The organism is Thermoanaerobacterium sp. RBIITD (genome assembly GCF_900205865.1).
Taxonomy (GTDB): Bacteria; Bacillota; Thermoanaerobacteria; order Thermoanaerobacterales; family Thermoanaerobacteraceae; genus Thermoanaerobacterium.
Genome location: NZ_LT906662.1, coordinates 476,788 through 500,942 on the forward strand (window position 1 = coordinate 476,788; position 24,155 = coordinate 500,942).

General features: G+C 31.6%; 24 protein-coding genes and 8 tRNA genes. 12 read left to right on the top strand and 20 right to left on the bottom strand.

Annotation, left to right across the window (positions count from 1 at the left end; all coding sequences use genetic code 11):
* The first annotated feature begins 135 nt into the window (after positions 1-135).
* Positions 136-402, top strand: a complete 267-nt coding sequence (locus CPG45_RS02275) for a hypothetical protein (RefSeq protein WP_096230438.1) — start codon at positions 136-138, stop codon at positions 400-402.
* An 800-nt stretch (positions 403-1,202) separates the two neighbouring features.
* Here the strand turns inward: CPG45_RS02275 and CPG45_RS17845 are convergent.
* Positions 1,203-1,325: a hypothetical protein gene (locus tag CPG45_RS17845; RefSeq protein WP_255405122.1), complete on the bottom strand. Its 123-nt coding sequence runs from the start codon at positions 1,323-1,325 to the stop codon at positions 1,203-1,205.
* Positions 1,326-1,695: 370 nt separating this feature from the next.
* Here CPG45_RS17845 and CPG45_RS02280 point away from each other — a divergent pair, with 370 nt between their 5' ends.
* From CPG45_RS02280 to CPG45_RS02310, 8 genes are all read left to right on the top strand, one after another.
* Complete coding sequence (locus CPG45_RS02280; protein ID WP_096230439.1) at positions 1,696-2,589, top strand: tyrosine-type recombinase/integrase; 894 nt, start codon at positions 1,696-1,698, stop codon at positions 2,587-2,589.
* A gap of 490 nt (positions 2,590-3,079) precedes the next feature.
* Complete coding sequence (locus tag CPG45_RS17850) at positions 3,080-3,214, top strand: hypothetical protein (RefSeq protein ID WP_255405123.1); 135 nt, start codon at positions 3,080-3,082, stop codon at positions 3,212-3,214.
* Positions 3,215-3,559: 345 nt separating this feature from the next.
* Positions 3,560-4,138, top strand: coding sequence for a radical SAM protein (locus CPG45_RS02285; protein ID WP_096230440.1), 579 nt, complete (start codon positions 3,560-3,562; stop codon positions 4,136-4,138).
* Positions 4,139-4,188: 50 nt separating this feature from the next.
* Positions 4,189-4,590 (top strand): SPASM domain-containing protein, encoded by a 402-nt coding sequence (locus CPG45_RS02290; protein WP_096230441.1) that lies wholly within the window; start codon positions 4,189-4,191, stop codon positions 4,588-4,590.
* Complete coding sequence (locus CPG45_RS02295) at positions 4,591-4,866, top strand: PqqD family peptide modification chaperone (protein ID WP_096230442.1); 276 nt, start codon at positions 4,591-4,593, stop codon at positions 4,864-4,866.
* Positions 4,859-6,028, top strand: coding sequence for an MFS transporter (locus CPG45_RS02300; protein WP_096230443.1), 1,170 nt, complete (start codon positions 4,859-4,861; stop codon positions 6,026-6,028). The genes CPG45_RS02295 and CPG45_RS02300 overlap by 8 nt, the downstream gene beginning before the upstream one ends.
* Positions 6,029-6,187: 159 nt before the next feature.
* Positions 6,188-7,483 carry a helix-turn-helix domain-containing protein gene (locus CPG45_RS02305; RefSeq protein ID WP_096230444.1) on the top strand — a complete coding sequence of 432 codons (1,296 nt, stop codon included), beginning with the start codon at positions 6,188-6,190 and terminating at the stop codon, positions 7,481-7,483.
* A gap of 275 nt (positions 7,484-7,758) precedes the next feature.
* Positions 7,759-9,057, top strand: a complete 1,299-nt coding sequence (locus CPG45_RS02310) for an MFS transporter (RefSeq protein ID WP_096230445.1) — start codon at positions 7,759-7,761, stop codon at positions 9,055-9,057.
* A gap of 724 nt (positions 9,058-9,781) precedes the next feature.
* Here the strand turns inward: CPG45_RS02310 and CPG45_RS02315 are convergent.
* Positions 9,782-9,946: a helix-turn-helix domain-containing protein gene (locus CPG45_RS02315; protein ID WP_096230446.1), complete on the bottom strand. Its 165-nt coding sequence runs from the start codon at positions 9,944-9,946 to the stop codon at positions 9,782-9,784.
* Between the two features lie 324 nt (positions 9,947-10,270).
* Here CPG45_RS02315 and CPG45_RS17285 point away from each other — a divergent pair, with 324 nt between their 5' ends.
* A complete protein-coding gene (locus CPG45_RS17285; protein WP_231968946.1) occupies positions 10,271-10,780 on the top strand; it encodes a site-specific integrase in 510 nt (169 codons plus the stop codon).
* A 3-nt stretch (positions 10,781-10,783) separates the two neighbouring features.
* Complete coding sequence (locus CPG45_RS17290) at positions 10,784-11,371, top strand: site-specific integrase (protein WP_231968948.1); 588 nt, start codon at positions 10,784-10,786, stop codon at positions 11,369-11,371.
* A 182-nt stretch (positions 11,372-11,553) separates the two neighbouring features.
* Here CPG45_RS17290 and CPG45_RS02325 read toward each other — a convergent pair.
* The 12 genes from CPG45_RS02325 to CPG45_RS02380 all read right to left on the bottom strand — a co-directional run bounded on the left by CPG45_RS02325 (position 11,554) and on the right by CPG45_RS02380 (position 16,138).
* Positions 11,554-11,629, bottom strand: a tRNA-Lys gene (locus CPG45_RS02325).
* A gap of 8 nt (positions 11,630-11,637) precedes the next feature.
* Positions 11,638-11,713 (bottom strand) — tRNA-Gly (locus tag CPG45_RS02330).
* Between the two features lie 8 nt (positions 11,714-11,721).
* Positions 11,722-11,807 (bottom strand) — tRNA-Leu (locus CPG45_RS02335).
* Between the two features lie 56 nt (positions 11,808-11,863).
* Positions 11,864-11,939 (bottom strand) — tRNA-Lys (locus CPG45_RS02340).
* Between the two features lie 7 nt (positions 11,940-11,946).
* A tRNA-Gln gene (locus CPG45_RS02345) sits at positions 11,947-12,022 on the bottom strand.
* Positions 12,023-12,026: 4 nt separating this feature from the next.
* Positions 12,027-12,103 (bottom strand) — tRNA-His (locus tag CPG45_RS02350).
* Between the two features lie 19 nt (positions 12,104-12,122).
* A tRNA-Arg gene (locus CPG45_RS02355) sits at positions 12,123-12,199 on the bottom strand.
* Positions 12,200-12,203: 4 nt separating this feature from the next.
* Positions 12,204-12,277, bottom strand: a tRNA-Gly gene (locus tag CPG45_RS02360).
* 87 nt (positions 12,278-12,364) lie between these two features.
* Positions 12,365-12,886, bottom strand: coding sequence for a metallophosphoesterase (locus CPG45_RS02365; RefSeq protein WP_096230447.1), 522 nt, complete (start codon positions 12,884-12,886; stop codon positions 12,365-12,367).
* Complete coding sequence (locus tag CPG45_RS02370) at positions 12,883-13,482, bottom strand: XTP/dITP diphosphatase (RefSeq protein WP_096230448.1); 600 nt, start codon at positions 13,480-13,482, stop codon at positions 12,883-12,885. Before CPG45_RS02370 ends, CPG45_RS02365 begins: the two co-directional genes overlap by 4 nt.
* Positions 13,454-14,227, bottom strand: coding sequence for a ribonuclease PH (rph, locus tag CPG45_RS02375; RefSeq protein ID WP_096230449.1), 774 nt, complete (start codon positions 14,225-14,227; stop codon positions 13,454-13,456). The genes CPG45_RS02370 and rph overlap by 29 nt, the downstream gene beginning before the upstream one ends.
* A 147-nt stretch (positions 14,228-14,374) precedes the next feature.
* The gene (locus tag CPG45_RS02380; protein ID WP_096230450.1) at positions 14,375-16,138 is read right to left on the bottom strand and encodes an N-acetylmuramoyl-L-alanine amidase; all 1,764 of its coding nucleotides are present in this window, start codon (positions 16,136-16,138) and stop codon (positions 14,375-14,377) included.
* 232 nt (positions 16,139-16,370) lie between these two features.
* On the opposite strand from CPG45_RS02380, the gene CPG45_RS16710 reads away from it, so the two are divergent.
* Positions 16,371-16,538 (top strand): hypothetical protein, encoded by a 168-nt coding sequence (locus CPG45_RS16710; protein ID WP_157732310.1) that lies wholly within the window; start codon positions 16,371-16,373, stop codon positions 16,536-16,538.
* A 98-nt stretch (positions 16,539-16,636) separates the two neighbouring features.
* Here the strand turns inward: CPG45_RS16710 and CPG45_RS02385 are convergent, their stop codons facing one another.
* From CPG45_RS02385 to CPG45_RS02410, 6 genes are all read right to left on the bottom strand, one after another.
* Positions 16,637-18,211 carry a hypothetical protein gene (locus CPG45_RS02385; protein WP_096230451.1) on the bottom strand — a complete coding sequence of 525 codons (1,575 nt, stop codon included), beginning with the start codon at positions 18,209-18,211 and terminating at the stop codon, positions 16,637-16,639.
* Positions 18,212-18,316: 105 nt separating this feature from the next.
* Positions 18,317-19,276 carry an ABC transporter ATP-binding protein gene (locus CPG45_RS02390; protein WP_096230452.1) on the bottom strand — a complete coding sequence of 320 codons (960 nt, stop codon included), beginning with the start codon at positions 19,274-19,276 and terminating at the stop codon, positions 18,317-18,319.
* Positions 19,266-20,300: an ABC transporter ATP-binding protein gene (locus CPG45_RS02395; RefSeq protein ID WP_096230453.1), complete on the bottom strand. Its 1,035-nt coding sequence runs from the start codon at positions 20,298-20,300 to the stop codon at positions 19,266-19,268. The genes CPG45_RS02390 and CPG45_RS02395 overlap by 11 nt, the downstream gene beginning before the upstream one ends.
* A 14-nt stretch (positions 20,301-20,314) precedes the next feature.
* The gene (locus CPG45_RS02400; protein ID WP_096230454.1) at positions 20,315-21,232 is read right to left on the bottom strand and encodes an ABC transporter permease; all 918 of its coding nucleotides are present in this window, start codon (positions 21,230-21,232) and stop codon (positions 20,315-20,317) included.
* A 1-nt stretch (position 21,233) separates the two neighbouring features.
* The gene (locus CPG45_RS02405; protein WP_096230455.1) at positions 21,234-22,163 is read right to left on the bottom strand and encodes an ABC transporter permease; all 930 of its coding nucleotides are present in this window, start codon (positions 22,161-22,163) and stop codon (positions 21,234-21,236) included.
* 96 nt (positions 22,164-22,259) lie between these two features.
* Positions 22,260-23,900, bottom strand: coding sequence for a peptide ABC transporter substrate-binding protein (locus CPG45_RS02410; RefSeq protein ID WP_096230456.1), 1,641 nt, complete (start codon positions 23,898-23,900; stop codon positions 22,260-22,262).
* Positions 23,901-24,155 lie beyond the last annotated feature (255 nt).

A 24,155-nucleotide genomic window follows, 5' to 3' on the forward strand; every position in this document is an offset into this window, starting at 1 on the left:
CAATATCAGGCATTTAAGTACAGTAAGTCCACTAAGTCCACTTTTACAATAAGACCATATATAAATTTAAAAAATATTAGTATTTTCACAACTAAATACGATAAATCGTATCGCTGAAGGAGGTGAAGTTAATATATGAATTGCAACAACGAAGAAATGACTCGTGATGATTTTGATTCATTAGCCGGACTTTTAATACAAAAAAATCGTGCTTTAATGAAAATTATTGATAATAACCAAGATGCCAAATATTATAAAAAAATCATCGACATAATCGACTCTTATATATATGAGATAATTGGTATTGAAGAAGAAAATATAAACAAATTAGTCGACGCCATTTTAGAATTACTTGTAAAAATTCAAAAAGAAGAAGAAATAACGCAAAAGGAAAATAAATAAAATCTTTAGTTACTGCTAACCATACCCTATGCTTTAAACCGCATAAGGTATTTAAATATTTATATTGAATTTTCTGAATATTTGTTATATAATAATGTTGGATAAAAAGAAAACAAGCATAAAAATAAAATGCGCTATGCATCATTCTCTTTCCTCTACGGTTGAAATATCCGGACCTTCAGAAAGCATTTTAGCGAGTATCAGAGGATTAACTTTCTGCCGCTAAAGTTGATTCCTTTGCATCTATCCGGATATTTCATAAAAGAGAATGTAATGGAAGGTTGCTTGATTTTCTTGAAACTGCTTATATAAGCATAAATGACCTCATGTATTTACACCAGCGGCAAAGCCCTATGGCTCACGGGCTTGGATATGAGCAGACGGAATTTTAAAGCATCAGTTATCCGACATGATAAAATACACCACAGCAATCTCATAAGCTATATCGCAAAAATCACTGCAGAAGTAATTTCTATCATGCTATGCGGATAATGCATTTAGAGAAGATAAAGCGGCTTACCGGCTTTATCTACGACATAATCTTGACTGGTAATGATGTTTTAACAAAGGCTAAGTTTACTTTATAGATATAAAACTTACTCACGCAGCGATAATAAGGGAATATAAACGGCGAAGCTGGTTATATTCCTCAGTTAAGCACATCTTTTAGTATTATTCAGAAATGGAAGGTGGTCACTTTGACCACTTTCCAAATACAGAAAATAGAAAGCTCATACTGGAAAATTTTCGGAAATTTCAAGTGGCAACTTTTGCTCCTTGACAAATACAAATAATGGAAATCAAAAAACAGCAGAAAAAATATCTAAAACTGTAGAATATGCGCCAAGAACAATAAGAAACTGTGGCAATTTTGCAGAAACATTTGAAATGACTTTATCAATTATGTTAGAAATATACTGCATTGATAACACCGGCTTTTATTGATATTATGCCTTTAAAGGAAACATACTCGCTTAAAATGATAACTGACCTCTACTTTAAACATGAAATATGTTAACATTTTTTACACAATAATTCTATTTAAGTACTGTTATATGTGCTTTCATCACTGTTATCAATACAAATATTTTCTGCAATTTAAAATGGATATGTAGATTATGGATTATTTCGTATTTTACCTATAAATAAAAGCAGAATTGACAGTTTTAGAACGTGCTGAAAATCTTAAAAGAAGAATGGAAATGTTCATATCTTCCATTATCTGTATTTGGAAAGTTGCAACTTTTGCAACTTTCCATTTCCGAAATTTTCCCAAATAGAGGAGTGATTTTAATGGGCAGACAAGGAAGCATTTTTTATAGGCTGCTTAACAATTTAAAAGAACAGCAATCATTTGGAAAAAGTAAATATGCTGTTAAGAAAAAGGCTAGAGAAGAAGCGATAAAGAACGGACTTCATGGTCAGGATGTATTTAATGCTATGAATGATGCAGTTTTTAATGCAGGTATCTTCTCTGTACAGACTTATGCAACTTATCGTAATGAAGTTAAAAAATTTGCTGATTGGTGCAAATCCAAAGGTGTAAAAAATAAAGATTTTGATAAAACAAAGGACATGGTATCAGACTATTTAAGTGAAAAAATATCACTGGGTCAATCAGCATGGTCTATAAAGGTTGCAAGAGCAGCTCTTAGAAAAGCATACAAAGATAATAGCCTCGCTGATGACATTAAAATACCTGAAAGAAAATTAAAAGATATAACGAGATCAAGACTTGAAAGACCTGATGATAAAAAAATTAACTTGGACAACTACAAAGATTTAATAGATTTCTGTAAATCATCTGGCTTAAGAAGGCGTGAAGTATCAGCTATCACTGCAAATGATATTTATAAAAAAGATGATAGACTATATGTTCATGTCAAAAACGGTAAAGGCGGTAAGACAAGAGAAGTTCCTGTACTGAAAAAATATCAGCCTAAAATAGAAAGCATATTAGAAAAAGCTAAGGATAGAGGAAATGAAAGACTATTTACAAGAATTCCAGAACATCTTGATATACACAGCATGAGACGTGAATACGCTCAAGACAGGTTTATAGAAATCAGAGGAAGGCAATATAAAAAACATACAAGAGATAAAAGAGATAGAGAAGCAGTAAGAGAAGTAAGCAGAAATTTAGGTCATAACCGTGAAAATGTAACAGTATCACATTATTTGTCATAAAGAAATAAAGGTGGTTGATCACGCCACCTTTATTTCTTTAGTGGAAATATACCCACATTTTTTTGTTACTAACATCCATCTTTTTGCAATTTAAAACTAATTCACCTTTAAAAAACTTTTTATTTCCACCTTTGATTATATTATGCCACATAACAAATAAAATGTCAATAGAATTTTATAAATATTTTTACTATTTTATCAAATATATTTTCTTTACTTCAAGCTTCCAAAAAAATAGCACGTCTGCGAAGAATGAGCAGAGGTGCGTTATAAATTCGGATTTTTGATTTGAGCAGAGCGAAAATGAAAAATCCGTACCGTATTTTATAAATCTAATTTCTACTGTTCAACATGATAGTGGTGGAAATTACTTTTTAAAATAATGCAATAAATATAAAAAAATATATTGCATTCAATTTTTGATATGATATGATATAATAAAATTAATAATATGAAAAATTTGGTTTAAGTTTAAGGGGGAAAAACTTAAATGAATAAAAAAATAAAAATATTAATTTTATTTACATTAATGTTTGCGGTTTTGACACTTGTAATTAGCATAATTCCACTTGAAGATCCACCTGCTTTAACTTTGAATAGTTCGAGTGTTTGCAATGTCGTTTAATATGATAATGGTGTAACGATTTGGCAATACTATTATAGTTGCAGTACTAACTAATAGTTCATTTGATTTTCGGGTTATATTCTAAATTTAATTAATTTTTGAAATAATATTTACCATTAATGGTATATTTATATAAAATCGCGCGATTAAACCCAATGGAAGGAGGAAATTTTATGAAAAAATCACCTATTATTAGGCAAATGGTTGTTGGCTGTGACAATGTCCATTAAAATTTTTTGAGTTATATAACAAGCCTCAAACAATATCTGTAATTGAGGCTTGTTATATATATAAAAAATTTAAACAGATTAACAGATTATAATTATTTTAGATAGAGGTGTTTTAATGAATAGAATTTTAAAAGCTCCTGAAATGGTAACTTGGGAAATAACAAGTAAATGCAACTTAAAATGCAAACATTGTTCTAATTCTTTAGGAACTGATAACATTTCTGATTTAACTTTAGAAAAATGCAAATTAATTATTGATAAATTATTTGAAGCTGGTGTGTTTAAAATTAGTATCGAAGGTGGTGAACCTTTTGTCAGAAATGATATTTTTCAAATTTTATCATATTTAAATAAAAAAGGTTATATCCCTCGCATAACAACAAATGCTACGTTGATTACTGATAATATTGCCAAAGAGTTGTCCAAATATAATATTGGATTAGTGCAAATTAGTTTAGATGGACCAAATAAAATAGTTTATTCAGGAATAAGGAGATCAAGAGAAGCTTTTACAAAGGCTTTAAATGGGATTAATAACTTAAAAAAGTATAATATTAAAATATCGATTGCTATGGTGTTAATGAGAGAGAATATTGATTATATTTTAGATTTGTTAAACTTAGCAAAATCACTAAATGTTGATGCCCTGTTGGTAGAGGTAATAGATCTTTTTGCCCTACTTCACAACAGCTAAAAAAAGCTTACGAACTTATATTAGATTACGAAAGTAAAAATGGTAATTTAATGATTATAAAACCACAAAAGCTACTTTCAGTTTTATTAAAAAATGATAAAGAAAACAATAAAATTAGCTTATTACAATATATTAACCATGAAAATAAAGTAATATGTGAAGCTGGAAACGTGATTGCTCATATAAAATCTAATGGCGATGTTACCCCTTGTGTTTATTTTAGAGAGAAAAGCTTTATATGCGGAAATATTCTATGCCAAGATTTTACAGATATTTGGATAAACTCAAATACGATGAACCAATTTAGGAAATTAGAATCCATTCAAGGTAAATGTAACAAATGTAAAATTTTTAGTACGTGTATGGGCGGCTGCAGAGCATATGCATATTATACTACAGGCTTTTTAAATGGATTTGATAATAGGTGTTGGAATATTGAGGAGGAGAATTAATTGAGGTATAAAAAGAATAATTATGTTTTTATTAGAAAAGAAAATGATGAAGAGTATTTATTATATAATTCAAAAAAAAATGAGACGTTGTTAATGAATGATATTGGATATATTATTTTCGAGTTTGCATTAAAATATGAAAATTTAGACGAAATCATTTATAATGTTTGTAAAGTTACAGGAGACGATATAGATTCTGCAAAAGATACAATTAAAAATTTTATTGATGAACTTATTGATAAAGAAATAATTATAAAGGTGGAAAAATATGAGTAGAAATATCTTTCTTTTCATATCATCACAGGTAATTTCTGATATAGGGGATTGGATAGATAGAATTGCTGTTTTAACATTAGTGTACAACATTAATAACTCATCTGTAGATATGTCGTTTTTGTCTATTATGATGTTATTGCCCTCATTAATATTTGGGGTATTTGCCGGGAAAATAGTTGATATTCATAATAAGAAGAAAATTTTAATTTTAGGAGATTTTTTAAGATCTATTTTAGTTTTTTTGATACCTTTTTTTAAAGAATATGTTTTTATTATAATTTTTATTGTATCTACTATTTCTATATTCTATGATACAGCTAAAAGTAGCATATTGCCGGAACTAGTTAAAAAAGATAGATTAAGACAAGTCAATAGTTTAAGCAGTTCATATAGCTCATTAATGATGGTATTAGGACCCTCAATTAGTGGCTTTATTATTTCAAAATTTGATATTAAATATTGCTTTTATATTGATTCCTTGACATTTCTATTATCTATGATAATGATCTTTTTGATAAAGTTGTATAAATATGAATTCAAAAAAGATGTGGAATTGTATCGAACAGAAAAGATTTCATTTATCGAAGGATTAAAGTATATAAATGGCAATCGTATAATTTTCAATACATTAGCAATAAATACGATAGTTGGATTAGCCGCTGGCATGTTGAATGGATTACTAATCATGTACGTTTATAAATTTTTAAAAACAGATTCGCAAGGATATGGGTCAATTCTTACTTTCAAAGGGTTAGCAATGATTCTGACTTCACTTGTTTTATATAAATATCTAAAAAATGTGTCGATGGATGCTATTTTTAAATTAGGATTAATAGGGTTAGGAATTTCTACTACTGTATTTCCACTAAATACGTTATTCATTTTAGCAATTTTGATACAATTTTTTAATGGAATGTTTAATGCATTATATTCCATTTCAAGGACTACGATCATACAAGAAAACTGTGATAAACAATACCTTGGGAGGACATTTAGCATGAATACAATGTTAACAAATATAACATCGATTATTTCATTAGCATTTGGGGGTATTTCAGCAGAATTTTTTGGCGTGAGGGCAGTACTGTTAATAGGCGGTTTTATAGTATTAATTAGCGGATTTGTTGCACGAAATAAAATACATTTAGAATTAACATCTTAAAAAAACAAAAGACTATCTATATGATCTAATGAAATAAAAAATATAAGTTCATTAAATGTTTTATTTTTTATAATAATAGTCTTTAGAAGTCATTTATTGTATAATAGATATTAATTTAAGACTTAAGATAGTATATAAAAAAGAAAGTGGGAAATCTATATGGAATTTTCAACTCAAGGTGAAAGGCTAAAGAAAATTAGGAAAATGCTTAAGATGAAACAAAGAGAACTACAGGATAAAAACATTACCAGAGGTTTTATAAGCATGATTGAAAGTGGTAGAAGCACCATGAGCAAAGAAACAGCTTCTGCCATTGCAAAGAAACTTAATAAAAGAGCCAAAGAAATTGGCATAAATCTAAATATAGATGGTAAATACCTTTTAATGACACCTGCTGAAGAAGCCGAATACTATTGTATCCAAAAATTAAAAGAGATTAACAATGAAGAGGATTTAAGCAAAGTAAATGGATTACTTGAAATTGCAGAAAAATACGGAAGAAAGCGAGTAAACGCACTGATAAGCATTAAAATTGGCGACATAATGTATAATGCAAATAAATATATAGATGCAATACTAAACTACAACAAAGCTCTTGAACTATTGATGATGTATGGATTCAAGGAACAAATACCATACGTTTATAACATGTTAGGCGTTTGCAAGATGAATATAACCGATTATGCAGAAGCAATATTTTACTTTGATAAAGCCATGAGTTTTGCTGATGAAATAAACGATAAAAGTATAAGAAATAAAGCGATTTATAATATTTCATTATGTTATAAACACATTGGCAAATATGATGTTGCAATAGAATATGTTGAGAAATTTCTTAAAGATTGTAATAAATCCCATGAACTTATTAACTATATTTATGCAAGTTCTATAAAAGCTAATTGCTTTAGGGCGATGGGGTTTCTTGAAAAATCTTTAGACGTATATAAAAATTTACTAAACGATGTTAATGATGAAGATTCAATAGCAGGATTTATTTACAGCAATATTGGCGAAATTTATGGAGATCTAAATGATTATGAAAAGTCTTTAGAGTATCTTCATAAAGCAGAGAAAATAAGGCGCAGCAAAGATGAAAAATCATTGTCCCATACACTTATTGAAAAAGCCAATGTGTTGTTTAAAATAGGAAATATCAAAGAATCTATAAGACTCATGGAAGAAGGCATTTCGACAGCTAATAAAAACAATGACATAAAATACATTATAATAGGAAATTACAGATTGGCTGATATTTATAAGCAATTAAACGATAGAGAAAAAGCAATAAACACATACAATAAAATATTGGAAGTCGCCAAAAATATAAACAGCATAAAAGAATTGCTAAAAATTCATATAAAGCTATCCATATTGTATTTAGAAGATGATAATGTAGACAAGTGTAAAAATCATTTGAGTAAGGCTGATAAAATTGTAGAATCAGTGAGACCGTAATATGTACAAATATTTTGAGGGGATAAATTTAAAATATGTCTCCTGAAATTCAGTTATATCAGGCAACAGAAGTTGCCGAAAATACTTATAAATATTAAAGGAGAAAGAAATGAATATTTTTTGCAATGTGCAATCTTTTTCTATTAATCTTCTATCAATCGGATATTTTTATAAAGCATCGTTGACTTTGTGATATCATCGCTGCGCAGAGAGAATTGGGGGATTGATTGTGAAGAGAAAAATAATATTTTAAGGATGTGAAATAAGATGATAAAATAAATAAGCAATTTGTCTTTGTTTGGTTTGCTGAATTAACATCTATTCTTGGATGTGGTTTAACAGACTTTGGACTAAGTGTATGGATATATGAGAAAACAGGCAAAGCTACACCATTGGCTATTTCTATTCTTTTTTCAGTATTGCCTGCAATATTTCTTTCGCAGATTGCAGGTTTTGTTGCTGATAAGTTTAATACAAAAAGGGTAGTTATATTCTTTAATACAGGAGCTGCTATTGTGTCTTTCGCTTTTATTTTTCTTTTAAGAAATAACTATTTTAACTTATTTGTTACTTACATAATTATTTTGTTGATTGCAGCATTTAATCTGTTTGAGAGTGCTGCCGTGCAATCGTCAATTGTGTACATTGTAGACAAAGAAAATCCGAAAACAGCTAATGGTATGAATCAAGTAAGTGATTCCTTAAATAATTTATTGACACCTGTAATTGCAGGTATTTTATATACATTTATAGGATTACAGGGAACCATTATAATTGATCTGGTGACATATGTCATCTCAATGGCTATCTGGCTCATTTTCCCTGCAAAAATATTTAATAAGGAATTTGAGAGTGAAAAGGCGAGGGAAGGCAAATGGAATTGGAATCAATTTATTAATAATTTGAATGATGGTTTTAAATTTATTTTTGCAAGAAAAGGACTTACATTATTGGTATTTCTCTTTGCAATTGCTAATTTCCTGAATAATCTTGCTGTTGTACACATTATTCCTTTAATGCTTTCAATTGGAAACAGCACTCAATTAGGTATTGTTCAGACATTTGGCGGAATTGGCATGTTTATTGGTAGTTTCATTGCCACATTACATAAAAGTGATGCTTCCTACACAAAAACGATAAAGAGCTGTATTCTTAGTGCGTCAGTTTTCTTACTTTTAATAGGAATTCGGGCATCGTTTATTGCCGTATCGCTTTGCAGGATGCTATTTTTGCTATTTATTCCGATTTCAAATGTGGCTGCGGGGACACTTTGGCAGTTAAAAACGCCTAAGGAACTGCAAGGACGTGTTTATACAGCAAGATCCATGATTATTCGTTGTATTATGCCTGTGGCATATCTTATTGTAGGTCCTATTACAGATGTTGGCTTCAAAAACCTTCTTACTGTAGACAACAGATTCATTATTGTTATTAAGAATCTATTAGGTGTAAGTGCGTTGAATTATCGATTGGTATTTATTCTATCTGGAATTACATTGTTTATTGTTGCATATTCCTTTTTTAAAAATAAATCTTTATCGTATATAGATAAATTGCCAGATTATGCAAAATAAAATCATCTTGTTAAACTAAATTTGATTATTGATATAAAACTAATGATAGATTTTTGGGATAAAACACTGTAAAAGACTGCTATGAAGATTGCTAATGATTTGTTAATTATATGCTAATGCAGAATTCAAATAGTTGTACAAAACAAAATATAAAAGTAGTAAACGTATGAAAACAGTCGGACATGGTAAAATAATTTCCACATGTTAAACTTCTTTTGTGGAAGATACTGCAAATAAATTAGGCATAATACCAAGAACCGTTCTTCAAGAAATTCAAATAGCCGAAAAAAGGTGGCAAAGTTAAAGAAATAATTGAAAAACATACCTATACACCAAAACAGACTTACTTGAACAGCAAGAATAGGCGACAGTACAAAATAAAAAGGTTACAAAAAAAAATATTGCAAACAAGTTGATAATAATATGATCCAATTTAAAACCGTAATCAAAAATGGTATATGCCATAGAGCATATACCTTCAAATATGCTTTCTTACTGATGCACCCGACAGGATTTGAATCTGTGTTTTTTTGAATAGTATTACAGGAATAACAATAATTGATAATATGAATTCAAAAACTAAATGTACAATAATTTTTTACCAAAATCATTTTTCTCATCAATAATTTTCATCCCTTTCATTCCGTTCAGATAACAAAAGGTTCATTTTTACTTATAATTTCACTCACGTACATAATTAAAAGCACCATGCAATTTAAAGATGTTAATTATTACTTTCAACAAATCTTTTTAATTCTGTTTCAGATATGCGCCATAAATCACCTACTTTGATAGCTTTAAGTTTACCTTCACGTATCCACTTGTAAACGGTATTTATTTTTACTTTAAATTTTTCCGCTATCTCCTGCGGCGTATAGTAATTATCCATAGTATCACCTCTGTAATAGTATATTAGCATAAATAATAGTAGGTATCAATAGAAATTAAAAAATTTTCAAAAAAATATATTGACTTCATAAATAAATCGTATTATATTAAATAATGATAAATAATATTAAATACCATTATATAATATCAAATAATATTATAGTATTGGAGGTAATAGAAATGAAAAATAAAATTTATAGATGATATAAATTCATTAACAAAAAAATTTGTAATTTATGATAAAACCATAAAAATAATTTGGATATTTAAAAGATTAAAAATACTATAGAAAAATTACAGATAAATTTCTAAGGAGGTTTTGTATATGAGGCAACGTGGAAGTATTAGAGAAATGTGTGAAGGAAGATTTCGCATAGCAATATATCTAGGTATTGATACTAATGGAAAACGCAAATATTATTATGAAACAATACATTGCAGCAACAAGAAAGAGGCGCAAAAATATTTAACACAAAAATTGAACGAGATAGACAATGGCGCTTTTATCAAACCTGTAAATATGACATTAAGAGAATACCTTGACGAATGGGAAGAAAATACTTTAAAAGCACGTGTAAGGCCAAAAACATATAAAAGCTATAAACAGCTTATAGAACTTTATATTAAGCCTCATTTGGAAAATTTTAAAATTAAAGATATAAACTCTCTACTAATACAAAATATGTACACAGCTATGATAACCAAAGGTCTTTCACCAAGAACTGTCAGATCTACACATACAGTTTTAAAAAATGCATTAAATCAGGCTATTAAATGGCAGATAATGAAAACTAATCCATGTGACAATGTCGATCTACCAAAGCAAGCACGATGAGAAATGAAAGTGTTAACGCCAGAGCAAGCCAAAAAGTTTTTAGAAGCTTGTGCTTATAACAGATGGGGTGTATTGTTTGAACTACTTTTAACATCAGGTATGAGACCAGAAGAAGCACTTGGTCTTAAATGGGAAGATGTAGATTTCAAAAATAATCGTATCCACGTTAAAAGAGTCTTAACAAGGACAAAAGAAGGATGGAATCTTGAAGAACCAAAAACATCAAAAAGTAGAAGAACCATACCTCTTCCAAAAGAAGTAATAAAAAGTCTCAAAGAACATAAGAAAAATCAGGCTGAAGAAAAACTTAAAGCAAAAGAAACTTTAAATTACGATAAAGATAAGGAAAAATTTACGTCAGAAGAATTGAAAGAAAAATTAAATGATCCAAAAATATATGTAGATTACGGATTTGTATTTGCCTCACAGAACGGTAGTCCACTAGAAGAAAGAAATGTATCACGATATTTTAAAGAACTTCTCAAAAAAGAAAATTTGCCTGATATAAGATTGTACGACTTAAGGCATACATGTGCCACTCTCTTATTGGCAGCAGGTGAAAATCCAAAAGTAGTTAAAATCCAAAAGTAGTTAGTGAAAGATTAGGACATGCCAGTATTACATTAACGCTTGACACTTATTCTCATGTACTACCAGACATGCAGAAACAGGCAACAGATAAGCTTGAAAAAATGTTGTTTTAATTTCGCATACATTTCGCATACAAAAAGGGTATCGATAAAATATCGATACCCTTTAATTGGCTTAAATACTGGTGCGCCATCAGGGACTCGAACCCGGGGCCCGCTGATTAAGAGTCAGCTGCTCTACCAACTGAGCTAATGGCGCACGTTTTTTGGAGCGGACAACGAGACTCGAACTCGCGACCCTCACCTTGGCAAGGTGATGCTCTACCAACTGAGCTATGTCCGCATAGTAAATGGTGCGGGAGAAGGGACTTGAACCCATATGCCTTTTGGGCACTAGAACCTGAATCTAGCGCGTCTGCCAATTCCGCCACTCCCGCATTTACGCCAGATTCTTCACCATCAAAACTTAACATTACAATATTATTATTTTATATGGTGACCCATCCGCGATTCGAACGCGGGACACCCTGCTTAAAAGGCAGGTGCTCTGCCGACTGAGCTAATGGGTCATAATAATGGCTGGGATGGCAGGATTCGAACCTACGAACTGCCAGAGTCAAAGTCTGGTGCCTTACCACTTGGCTACATCCCATCAATGGGGTGGGTAGTGGGATTCGAACCCACGACCTCCAGAGCCACAATCTGGCGCTCTAGCCAACTGAACTATACCCACCATAATAAATCAGAAAAAATGGTGCGCCTGAAGAGATTCGAACTCCCGACACACGGATTAGAAGTCCGTTGCTCTATCCAGCTGAGCTACAGGCGCATATTGGAGCGGGTGATGGGAATCGAACCCACGTAGCTAGCTTGGAAGGCTAGAACTCTACCATTGAGCTACACCCGCATATGCAGTTGTCACACGCTTTCTGCCTCATTGCTCTGACAGTTTTAAATTATATCAGGAATATTTATCTTTGTCAACACCTAATATTTAATTTTTTGCGCCGCTTCTTTTCTTTTCAATAGAAAATCCCATTTCATCTATGTTTAAAATCTGCGGTACTATAATGCCATTTTCAATATTTACTATTGATATGGTCCTAAAAGAGCCCTCTCTCGGCATTGATGGGCTTCCAGGATTTAAAACAAGTACATCGTGATGATTTTGGACTACAGGCACATGTGTATGCCCAAAAAACACCGCATCAACACCAAGCTCCCTCGCTTTTTCTAATATAATATTATTATCAAATTTTACATAATACCTATGACCATGTGTCAATAATATCTTTTTTCCGTCTAACTCTATTATCTTTTCATATTTATCCCCATCACCGAAATCGCAATTTCCATATACATATTCCGTAGGAACACCAAATTCTTTACTTAAACTTATTGCATCCCTATAATAATCGCCAAGGTGTACTATATAATCAATGTTTTTGATATTCTTTAGAATATTTCTTACCGATTGTATCATTCCATGTGTGTCGCTTGTTACGAATAACCTCATTTAAAATCCTCCAAATTTTTTTCAAGATAATTTCTTAACTTTATAAGTGCCATTGCCCTATGGCTTACTTCATTTTTTTCTTCGACTGAAAGCTCAGCTAAGGTTTTACCAAGCTTATCGACATAAAAAACCGGATCATAACCAAAACCATTTTCGCCTCGAGGGTTTTCTAATATTCTACCTTCTACTTTACCCTCTATTATAACCTCTTTTTCTTTATAAATCAAAGCTATTACAGTTTTAAAAGTAGCTCTCCTCTTATTTGCCGGGACACCTTCTAACATTTTTAGTAGTTTTTTATTGTTATCATCATATGTTGCATTTTCTCCGGCAAATCTCGCAGTATACACGCCAGGTTTACCATCTAAGTAATCAACAAATAAGCCTGTATCATCTGCTATTATTATATCATCTTTATAATTTTTAAGTGACCTTGCCTTAATAAGTGCATTTTCTTCGATTGTGCTACCAGTTTCTTCAACCTCATTATAAATCCCGATGTCTCCCATTGATAATACTTCGATATTATCTTTCTTGAAAAAGTTTCTTATTTCCTCTACTTTATGTTCATTGTGGGTTGCTACTATTAGCTTCATTATGTTCAGCTCCAATTTTTAATGATAGTTCACCGAGTACATCTTTTTGTATTTCTATTATTTTTTTGAGTCCATTTTCCGCAAGTTCCATTAATTCTGTTAAATCACTTTTAGAAAATGGTCCTCCCTCACCAGTACCCTGTACTTCTACAAATTCTCCTTTGTCTGTCATAACAATATTCATATCTACATGTGCATTGCAGTCTTCTAGATAACATAAATCGAGAAGCTTATTATTGCCTACCATTCCTACGCTGACAGCAGCAACAAAACTTTTTATCGGAAATTCATTAATAGTCCCTTTTTGCAAAAGTTTATACATAGCATCAACAAGGGCTATAAATGAACCTGTTATAGAGGCTGTCCTTGTACCACCATCTGCTTGTATAACATCACAATCAATCCATACAGTCTTTTCACCAAGTACATCTAAATCGACGACAGCCCTTAGAGCTCTACCTATAAGTCTTTGGATTTCCATTGTGCGCCCTGATTGTTTCCCTTTAGTTGCCTCTCTTTGCGTTCTTGTTTCAGTTGCCCTCGGTATCATGGAATATTCACTGGTAATCCAGCCTTTTCCCGTACCCTTTTGAAATGGTGGAACTTTATCTTCTATTGATGCAGTACATATTACCTTTGTATTTCCGACTTCTATTAATACAGATCCTTCAGCATATCTATTAAAATTTCTAGTTATCTTAATAGGTCTTAAATCTTTTGCGTCTCTTCCATCTATTCTTTTCATGTCTTCAGCCCTTTCATATTTTATAATATCATTTTAGCCTTGTTTTATTTTTATTATCCATCACATTAAATACAATATTATTTTAAAACCTTTTAAGATATTTTACAAGAAAACAAATGAAAAAAACAGGCTTAATTAATGCCTGTTTTAATTATTCATATAAACTGAACCAGATACAGTAGTTTGAACACTGCCATTTTTAACCTTATCAAAGTACTCGACTATTCCATTGTATATTCCCTGTGCAACCTTCCATTGAAAATTGTCATCTTGTAAAAGTTTCGCATCAGATGGATTAGTAACAAATCCTGTTTCAACCAAAACTGCCGGCATTTTTGTCTGATTCAGAACAACTAAATTCGGTCTTTCTGATAGTCCTCTATCTGTTGTACTAATTTGTTTCATTAAATTGTCATGTATAATTTGTGCAAATGTCCTATTATCTCTAGTATCCCCTCTATCTCCATTTGGAAAATATAAAATAGTCGTTCCATTTGCGGATGGAGAATCAAAAGAATCAGAATGTATGCTTACAAAGACATCTGCGCCTGCATTATTCGCCTGATATGGTCTATCGTAAAGTCCAACATCGACATCAGACTCCCTTGAAATCATAGTCCGGTAACCACCTTTTTCAAGGAGTGTTTTTAGTTTTAATCCTATGGCCAAATTAATATCCGCTTCACGGATTCCACCAACACCTATTGCACCCGGATCTGAACCTCCATGTCCAGGATCAATATAAACGAGTTGTTTTTTGTTTGGATCTGGTTTAATTACAACCATCACTATTCCTTGCCCCATAAGTTGAACATTAAAATCTGCTTTTATATTTGTATCTGCAACGACCCTTACAGTATTTTCATCAAGTTGTGAATACCGTATATCTGTTATAATATTACCGCTGAATGGAATAGATCCTGCAAGTTTACCATCGGGCATATTTAATGACGTCTCTGGTATATCAATGATAATCTTATTGTCACCATTTCTCAATGGATTAAAATGATTTGCGTCTGTTCTTATTACAAGTTGATCACCATTATCTACCTTTGTTGCGCTTATATTTGTTACCGTATTTTTTCCGATTTTAAAAGATATATTGAATTCCTTCTTATCCTGTGATTGTGTAATAGAAAATGGCATTTGATAATCCATATTCACTACAAGCCTTGTTATTGCCGTTGGTTCTAATTGATTTTGTCCAATGTAAGCTAAGTTGAGTCCATTTTTATTAATAGATATCTGCTTACTTGCAGAAGCATTAATAGCATTACTAAAATCAAAATAAACTCTTACACTTGTATCATCATTAACAGTGCCTTGTTTATATGATATAGGTCCATCCGCTTTAACAGTTATAGTATATACACCATTTGAGAATGTAGATGTAAAGTCAGTTATATTAATATTATTAACGGTTGGTAGTGATGAAACAGCTTTTTTTGTTGCTTGTATTAAATATTTATCGCCTATCCATTTTACATCATAGCCGAGGTTTTCAAATAAAAAGCGCATAGGAACATATGATACTCCCCAGTTAACAATTCTTGCTGGTGCTGGTAGAGAAACTTTATTGCCATCTACTATTGCATAATCCCTGCCTATAAAAAATTTAAAAACTTTGTCCTTTGTAATAGTTACTGTTTGTGTCGCAATATCCCAATCAACTTTAGCTCCTAACCCCTCTGCTATTGACCTTGCTGGGACAATAGTATTTCCATCTAATATGAGTGGTGGATTTGTACTTGTATTAAATGGCTTACCATCGACAGTAATAGTAACATCCGGTGCGTTATAATTTATCATCTTATTATCAATAGGTATATATCCTTTATATGCATAGGCAGTTATGTAAAGTGTAGATAGTAACATTAGAAGCGCAAAAAATGTTATGACTTTTTTCAACATTTTCCCCCCTTTGCGTATGTTATTTGATGTGTTTTGGAACATACTTTTATCATATTATATTTATATTACAGAAAGATTACAAACACATTACAAATTTATTAACTTTATGATAAACTATACTATTTTGGTAAATAAATTTTATTATTTGTAAAAATTAAGGGCATAATTATATTTTACTATGTAAATTAATATTTTCGCAAATCGAGGGAATATTATTCATGAGGTGAGTTATATGTCATATATAAATTGCAGTACAAATTGTGTTTATCAAGCTAATGGCAAATGCTTCCTTTCAAAAATAGCTGATAATATGATATCCTCTGGTAACAATAGCGGATTTGCCTTATCACAGAATAGAAAAGATAATATTTCAGATTGCTCATATTACAGAAAAAAATAAATAAAAACATTAAAATTATTTACTCATTAAAAAATTAATCATTATTAAATCATTATTATTAAAAAAAGAGATAAAATAAGGAAGGATATTTCCTTATTTTATCTTATAACAAATGGCGCATAAAATAAATTAGTTAAAATGGCGTCTATTATCAGCATAAATGTAAACGCTGCAAAATTTGAATTGAACTTTTTCCCACCAAAATAAATCTTTGTTAAAATAAATGATATTACTGTAAATACAAGTGGCATTAGTATAAAATTATACGGAAATGCAAAACCATGTATGTTTATTTTTATAGATTGCGGTGGATAAAAAATATATTTTGATATACTATATATTATTGAGCCTATATAAAATGACAAAATAGCTTCGTTTCTAAATTTTTTAGGCTCGAATAACAGTATTACAACAAACCATCCGTAGGCAGGTAATGAACCTGCAATTATGAATATGAGTCCAAGAAGCAGTGAAGCAGCATTTCTTTGAATTGATGTGCTTACAGCATATTGCTTATCTACTAACCTTATATTATTTAAAATTTCTTTATATACTTTATTTGTAGATGCAGCATATACATCATATCTTTCAAATCCTCCAGCTTCAATCCATGTAAGATATTCATCATTTTGTATTTTTAGCAACGTCGGCATAGATGCCCAAGTACCGGTTCTAGTCGCAAGTTCAGACATTATAGGCTTTCCATCTTTCCATTTTGAATATATTATTTCTGTAGATTCGTTTGGTTGATTTCCGAAATTACTTAATACGACATTGCCAGATGCTGCTAGATAAACATTTCTATTATCATCTAAAACATCATAGCTACTTATATTTTGTACATTTCCAATCCTATTAATATTTAATACAACACTTTTGTCCCCCGAGTTATCTAAAACTCCATTTTTAAAATAAAAATAATTAAGTTTATAATCACTTTTAGATGTTAAATTATAAAATAGGTATATTCCACCATCGTATGCTATTCTTAGGTTTTCTATATCTGTAAATGATGATATTGATAGTTTATGTAATGGATTCAAATTGTCCCATTTACTTCCGTCATATGTCAATAAATATATGAATCTATCATAATTAATTCCGGTCAATAAAGCAACATAGATTTTATTATTAATCTCCTTAACATCTATTTCCCTAATATTCTTAATTTGCTGTAGGTTTCCTGTCTGAGTTAGTCTATCATTTTCAAATTTGTATAAATAAACTCCACTGTCATTAAAAGCAATTATTTCATTGTTTATTATAGTATAACCGTTCAAATTTATTTCATAATTTATTAAATTTCCGCCATCTATATTTACAGACCATAATGAATTTTTTTTCAGAAAATATAGCCTTCCATTGTAAAATTTAATATTGTTAATATCTGCTTCCTTTAAGCCATCCACATTAATGTATTTAGTTTCTATTTCTCTTGGATCTTTAATATTAATTAATTTTATTCTGTTATCTTCCGGCAATACAGTTAATATTTTACCATTATATGTAAATATATATGTCGATTTATTATATTTTTTCGATCCATATTTAAAATCCCTACTCCAGTCCATTGATGGTGTTTGTGACACTGATAAAAGGTATTCATTATAATGAAAAATTATTAATGATACAGCAATCATAACTATTATTATTATAGAAATAAATCTCTTCATTTTCGATATTATTCACACTCCATTCTCCTAAATATGAAATATCAAAACGTATCATTATTTTACAGTCTGAAAATTATAGACTAAAAAGGCACTCCTTCGAGTGCCTTATTTATCAAAGAGATGACATGCTACATGATGTCCACTGCCAACTTCTTTTAATGGTGGTATAACTTCGCTACAAATATCCATCGCATATTTACATCTTGTTCTAAATCTGCAACCAGATGGTGGATTTATCGGGCTTGGCACATCACCTTCCAGAATAATACGCTCTCTATTCTTCTCAACTTCGGGATCTGGAATTGGTACAGCCGACAGTAATGCCTGTGTATATGGATGAAGTGGATTTTTGTATAGCTCTCCACTCTGGGTTAATTCAACTATCACACCAAGATACATAACAGCTACTCTATCGCTTATATGCCTTACCATACTTAAATCATGGGCAATAAAAAGATACGTAAGTCCTTTTTCCTGCTGTAGGTTCATTAATAAATTTACAATTTGTGCCTGAATCGATACATCTAGTGCTGATATAGGTTCATCACACACGATAAATTGCGGTTCAATTGCCATGGCCCTTGCAATGCCGATTCTCTGCCTCTGTCCACCAGAAAATTCATGCGGAAACCTATTAGCATGTTCACGATTTAATCCGACAAGTTCTAGAAGATTGTATATTCTTTCTCTTCTTTCTTTACCACTATATAGCCCATGTATATCTATTCCTTCACCAATAATATCTCCAACTGTCATACGTGGATTCAATGATGCATATGGATCTTGGAAAATCATCTGGGCTTTTCTTGCAAATTTTCTTCTTGTTTCATCATTCATATTATGGATGGGAATATCATCGAATACTACCGATCCACCTGTCGCTTCATAAAGCCCAATTATGGTTCTTCCGGTTGTAGATTTGCCACAGCCTGATTCACCAACAAGGCCTAATGTTTCGCCCTTTTTTATATTAAAACTCACATCATCAACGGCTTTTAAAACACCGCCGCTGACATGGAAGTATTTTTTCAAATTTTTAACTTCTAATATCACGTTATCCTTCACTTGCATACGCCTCCTTCTCTATAGGATTGTTTACCTTTGGCGCATATGGATGTTTAAGCCAGCATGCAACTTTATGTGATACGCTTTCCTCTGAATATTCAGGTGGTGCTTCATGGCATATTTTCATAGCATAATCACATCTTGCAGCGAAAGGACATCCAACAGGCGGTGCAAACAAGTCAGGAGGTGTTCCTATTATTGGTACAAGCCTTTCCTTGTTTTGTGCATCAAGTCTTGGAACTGATTTTAATAGTCCCCATGTATACGGATGTTGAGGATGTTTAAATATTTCTTCTGCTGTACCTGTTTCAATAATCTTTCCTGCATACATTACGATTATTCTCTCAGCAATATCCGCTACAACGCCTAAGTCATGCGTTATCATTATTATCGAAGTATTAAATTCCTTTTGTAAATCTTTCATTAAATCTAAAATCTGTGCTTGTATCGTAACATCCAATGCCGTTGTCGGTTCGTCAGCGATTAAAAGTTTCGGCTTACATGCGAGTGCTATAGCAATCATCGCTCTCTGCCTCATTCCGCCGGAAAATTCATGTGGATACTGATTTATCCTTCTATCTGCATTCGGTATTCCAACAACATCTAGCATTTCTTTAGCCATTTTCATGGCTTCTGATTTTGATACCTTCTGATGCTTTAAAATTACTTCCGCAATCTGCTTTCCAATTGTCATAGTTGGATTTAATGATGTCATAGGATCCTGGAATATCATACCTATTTCAGAACCTCTAACTGTTTGCATCTGTCTTTCACTATATTTAGATATCTCTTTACCGTCAAATATTATCTTACCTGCTTTAAACCTCCCTGGTGGCTCTGGGTTAAGTCTCATTACAGCTTGCATTGTAACAGATTTTCCACAACCAGATTCGCCAACAATAGCTAAAGATTCACCTTTCATAACTTGAAAGCTAACATCTCTAACTGCCTTTACTTCGCCGGCATATGTGTCAAATGAATATTCTAGATTTTGTACATCCAATAAAATTTCCCTATCTTCCAAATCTCTTACCCCCTTTAGCGGCGAAGTCTCGGATCGAGAGCATCTCTCAAACCGTCACCAAGCATATTAAATGCAAGCATTGTTATACTGATAAAAAATCCCGGTATAAATAGTTGCATTGGGTACATTAATAAAACTTGTGTAGCATCATTTGCAAGTGTTCCCCAACTTGCAAGTGGTGCTCTTATGCCAAGTCCTATATAACTTAAAAATGCCTCTGCAAATATCGCATTCGGTACATCAAATGTCATTGAAACTATTATTGGTCCAAGTGTATTTGGTATAAGATGTCTTAATATTATTCTTCCTGGGCTCGCTCCAAGTGTCTTTGCCGCAAGAACAAACTCCTGTTCTTTTATCTGCAGTACCTGACCTCTAACTATTCTTGCCATACCAACCCATCCTGTCATAACCATAGCGGTAATTATTGTCCAAAGTCCTTGTCCCATAACAACCATTAAAAGTATAACGAGTATTAAATATGGTATTCCATATAGTATATCAACAATACGCATCATAATATTATCAACCTGTCCGCCAAGATAACCTGCTATACCACCATATGCAACACCTATTACAGCATCAAGTATAGCTATTATAACACCTATAAAAAGTGATACTCTTGCACCCATCCATACTCTAACAAATAAATCCCTACCAAGATAATCTGTCCCAAACCAGTGGACATTTGAAAATGGTTTATTTGTATTCAATAAGTCCTGATGTGAATAATTAAAAGGCCTCATGTATGGTCCAAATATTGCCATTAAAACGAGCAATCCTAGAAATACTAAAGAAGCCATAGCAATTTTATTCATCTTCAATCTGCGCCATGCATCCTGCCAGTAATTTATACTTGGTCGTACGATAGACTGGCTTTCTTCAGCATTAGCACCAACTATTTCAAATTTATCTTTACTTACCTCTACCATATTACTTTCCTCCTTTTGCCAGTCTTACTCTCGGATCGATAAATCCATATGCTATATCTACTAAGAACATCATCACAACTAATATTACGCTGTAAAATATAGTAGTACCAAGAATCATTGAATAATCTTCATCGTAAATACTCTGCACAAAAAACTTTCCAAGACCAGGTATGCCAAATATCTGCTCTATAACAAATGTACCAGTAACTATACCTGCAATCAACGGGCCAAGCACAGTCACAACAGGCATTATTGCATTCCTTACCATATGCTTCCATATTATTTGCATTGATGAAAGACCTTTAGCCTTAGCTGTCTTTATATAATCCTGTCCTATAACATCCAACATACTTGTCCTCATCATACGTGAAATAATTGATAGTGTCGCAAATGAAAGAGCTACTGATGGAAGTATTGTAAACTTAAATGAGCCCCATCCAGAAACTGGCAACCAGCGCAATTTTGACGCAAACAATAACTGTAATAATGTCGCTATAATGAAGTTTGGAACAGAAATACCAATGATTGCTAAAAACATTGATACATAATCCCATGTTCCACCGCGCTTTAAAGCCGCAACAATTCCAAATAACAAGCCAAAAACAACACCTAGAAGTATTGATTGTATACCAAGTTGGAATGAAGCGGGAGCAGATTTTCTAATAATATCGTTAACTGTCCTATTTAAATATTTTAGTGAAATACCGAGGTCACCATGAATTAAATTATTTAGATAATAACCATATTGAACTATCAAAGGTTTATCGAGATGATATTTAGCAAGCATATTTTGCCTAATTTGTTCCGGTACCTTTTTAGCACTTGTAAAAGGGTCACCTGGAATCATATGCATTAAGAAAAACGTCAGTGTTACAATTAGCCATAGTGTAATTATCATATACACCATTCTCTTTAATGAATAATTAAGCAATATGAACACCCCCTATTTGATATTTAATTTATGGTATATATGGGATTATAACCATATATACCATATTCATTTTCATTGCTTTTTTATTATTACAACCTATTTATTTTGAATATATGCCCATTTGAATTCCCAATCAGATCCGAATGTAGGGAAACAAAGATTTTTTACATATGGTTTTACAACAAATGACCTTGCCTGAAAGTATACAGGCCCTATAGGCATATCATTCATAAGAATTTTTTCAGCTTGAATTAACTCTTCATTCCTAGCTTTTAAATTTCCATTTACTTTCGCTTCTTCTATAAGCTTGTCATACTGTGGATTGCTGTAAAATGCTGTATTATTTCCATTATTTGTTTCCCACATATCGAGGAATGTCAATGGATCATTGTAATCGGCACCCCAGCCGGCAAATACGACATCAAAATTTCCTTTGTCCATCATGTCAAGTCTTACTTTAAATGCAACATTTTGAATCTGGACATCTACTCCAAGGTTTTGTTTCCACATCTGTTGTAATGCTTGATCATATTTCTTTGCATTATCTGTATCATCACCAAGTAATCTTACAGTCGGAAGTTTACTTAATCCAAGTTCCTGCATTCCTTTATTTAACAAGTCTTTTGCCTGTTTTACATCATTATCCTTAAAATAAGTTTCCCCAGCCTGTTTCCTAAAATCATCATTGAATCCAGGTACTCCTGGTGGAACTACTGCTTCTGCAGCTATTGAACCATCTTTTGTCACCTGCTCAACGAATGATTTCCTATCAATTGCAAGTGTAAATGCCTTCCTTATATTTGCATTCTTAAATATTGGGCTCTTTGTGTTAAATTGAACATACCAGTTGATTGCTAACGCTTTATTGCTGTATTCCTGAGAATTCTTGTATTTATCAATATAATCACCAGGTACAAAGATTGAATCAAGCGTATTACTGTCATAATTCTGTATTAGCGTGTTGTTATCTTTAATCATTGAAAAATTAACTGTCTGCAATTTAACATTACTGCTATCCCAATAATCTTTATTCTTCTCGAGTGTTATGCTTTGTTGGTGATCCCATTTACTTATAACAAATGGTCCACTGTATACAAGTTTATCTGGATCAGCACCGACTTTGTCACCAAATTTTTCATATGCTGATTTTTCTATTGGAAGATATGTCACAAATGATGTAAGACCTAAAAATTGTGGTGTAGGTGCTTTTAATGTTACTTGAAGTGTCTTATCATCAAGTGCCTTAACACCAACTTGTTCAGCTGTTCCCTTACCCGAGTTATATTCTTCTGCACCTTTTATATAAAATAATTGGTATGCATATTGTGAAGCCGTTTTTGGATCTAATGCTCTTTTCCATGCATATTCAAAATCTTGGGCTGTTATTGGATTACCATCACTCCATTTAGCATCTCTTAGATGAAAAGTATATGTCAATCCATCTTTTGAGATATCCCAGCTCTTTGCAAGGCCTGAACCAGGCAATATTTTACCATCTTTATTATACCTTGTTAGGCCGTCTAATACTTCATTTAATATATCTATAGATACTACATCTGTAGCTTTTTGCGGATCAAGTGTTGGTGGTTCCTGCGTAAGGTTTAGATTTAATACTTGCTTATCACTACTACCATTTGATGCACTGTTTGAAGTACTCCCCCCACATCCTGCAAGTACCGCACTCAGTGCCATTAACATAACTAATCCTATTATGACAATCATTTTATGTCTCTTCATTAATTTCTCCTCCTATTTAATCTAAAAAATATTAATTTATTAAACTTTTGTCCCCCCTCAGCTAACTATACTTCAAATACACCTCCTATAAAAAGTATTTTTTGATTTATATGATAATTGAATTTTAAAGATATATAAATTTTATACTATTTAGGGACAATAATCAATAACAAAATTATACACTAAATTAAGTAATATTATAATAATTAACTATTTTAATTCAATACACTAATTTATCGAATTATTTATCATTTG

What these genes read in the sequence shown, in the direction of transcription:
- CPG45_RS02365 (WP_096230447.1), bottom strand. Translation starts at nt 12,886, where the DNA reads ATGAGGTTATTCGTAACAAGCGACACACATGGAATGATACAATCGGTA.
- CPG45_RS02410 (WP_096230456.1), bottom strand. Translation starts at nt 23,900, where the DNA reads ATGAAGAGACATAAAATGATTGTCATAATAGGATTAGTTATGTTAATG.
- CPG45_RS17850 (WP_255405123.1), top strand. Translation starts at nt 3,080, where the DNA reads ATGAATAAAAAAATAAAAATATTAATTTTATTTACATTAATGTTTGCG.
- CPG45_RS02280 (WP_096230439.1), top strand. Translation starts at nt 1,696, where the DNA reads ATGGGCAGACAAGGAAGCATTTTTTATAGGCTGCTTAACAATTTAAAA.
- CPG45_RS02400 (WP_096230454.1), bottom strand. Translation starts at nt 21,232, where the DNA reads ATGGTAGAGGTAAGTAAAGATAAATTTGAAATAGTTGGTGCTAATGCT.
- CPG45_RS02305 (WP_096230444.1), top strand. Translation starts at nt 6,188, where the DNA reads ATGGAATTTTCAACTCAAGGTGAAAGGCTAAAGAAAATTAGGAAAATG.
- CPG45_RS17845 (WP_255405122.1), bottom strand. Translation starts at nt 1,325, where the DNA reads ATGCAGTATATTTCTAACATAATTGATAAAGTCATTTCAAATGTTTCT.
- CPG45_RS02370 (WP_096230448.1), bottom strand. Translation starts at nt 13,482, where the DNA reads ATGAAGCTAATAGTAGCAACCCACAATGAACATAAAGTAGAGGAAATA.
- CPG45_RS02285 (WP_096230440.1), top strand. Translation starts at nt 3,560, where the DNA reads ATGAATAGAATTTTAAAAGCTCCTGAAATGGTAACTTGGGAAATAACA.
- rph (WP_096230449.1), bottom strand. Translation starts at nt 14,227, where the DNA reads ATGAAAAGAATAGATGGAAGAGACGCAAAAGATTTAAGACCTATTAAG.
- CPG45_RS02275 (WP_096230438.1), top strand. Translation starts at nt 136, where the DNA reads ATGAATTGCAACAACGAAGAAATGACTCGTGATGATTTTGATTCATTA.
- CPG45_RS02315 (WP_096230446.1), bottom strand. Translation starts at nt 9,946, where the DNA reads ATGGATAATTACTATACGCCGCAGGAGATAGCGGAAAAATTTAAAGTA.
- CPG45_RS17290 (WP_231968948.1), top strand. Translation starts at nt 10,784, where the DNA reads ATGAAAGTGTTAACGCCAGAGCAAGCCAAAAAGTTTTTAGAAGCTTGT.
- CPG45_RS02385 (WP_096230451.1), bottom strand. Translation starts at nt 18,211, where the DNA reads ATGAAGAGATTTATTTCTATAATAATAATAGTTATGATTGCTGTATCA.
- CPG45_RS02380 (WP_096230450.1), bottom strand. Translation starts at nt 16,138, where the DNA reads ATGTTGAAAAAAGTCATAACATTTTTTGCGCTTCTAATGTTACTATCT.
- CPG45_RS17285 (WP_231968946.1), top strand. Translation starts at nt 10,271, where the DNA reads ATGAGGCAACGTGGAAGTATTAGAGAAATGTGTGAAGGAAGATTTCGC.
- CPG45_RS16710 (WP_157732310.1), top strand. Translation starts at nt 16,371, where the DNA reads ATGTCATATATAAATTGCAGTACAAATTGTGTTTATCAAGCTAATGGC.
- CPG45_RS02300 (WP_096230443.1), top strand. Translation starts at nt 4,859, where the DNA reads ATGAGTAGAAATATCTTTCTTTTCATATCATCACAGGTAATTTCTGAT.
- CPG45_RS02290 (WP_096230441.1), top strand. Translation starts at nt 4,189, where the DNA reads ATGATTATAAAACCACAAAAGCTACTTTCAGTTTTATTAAAAAATGAT.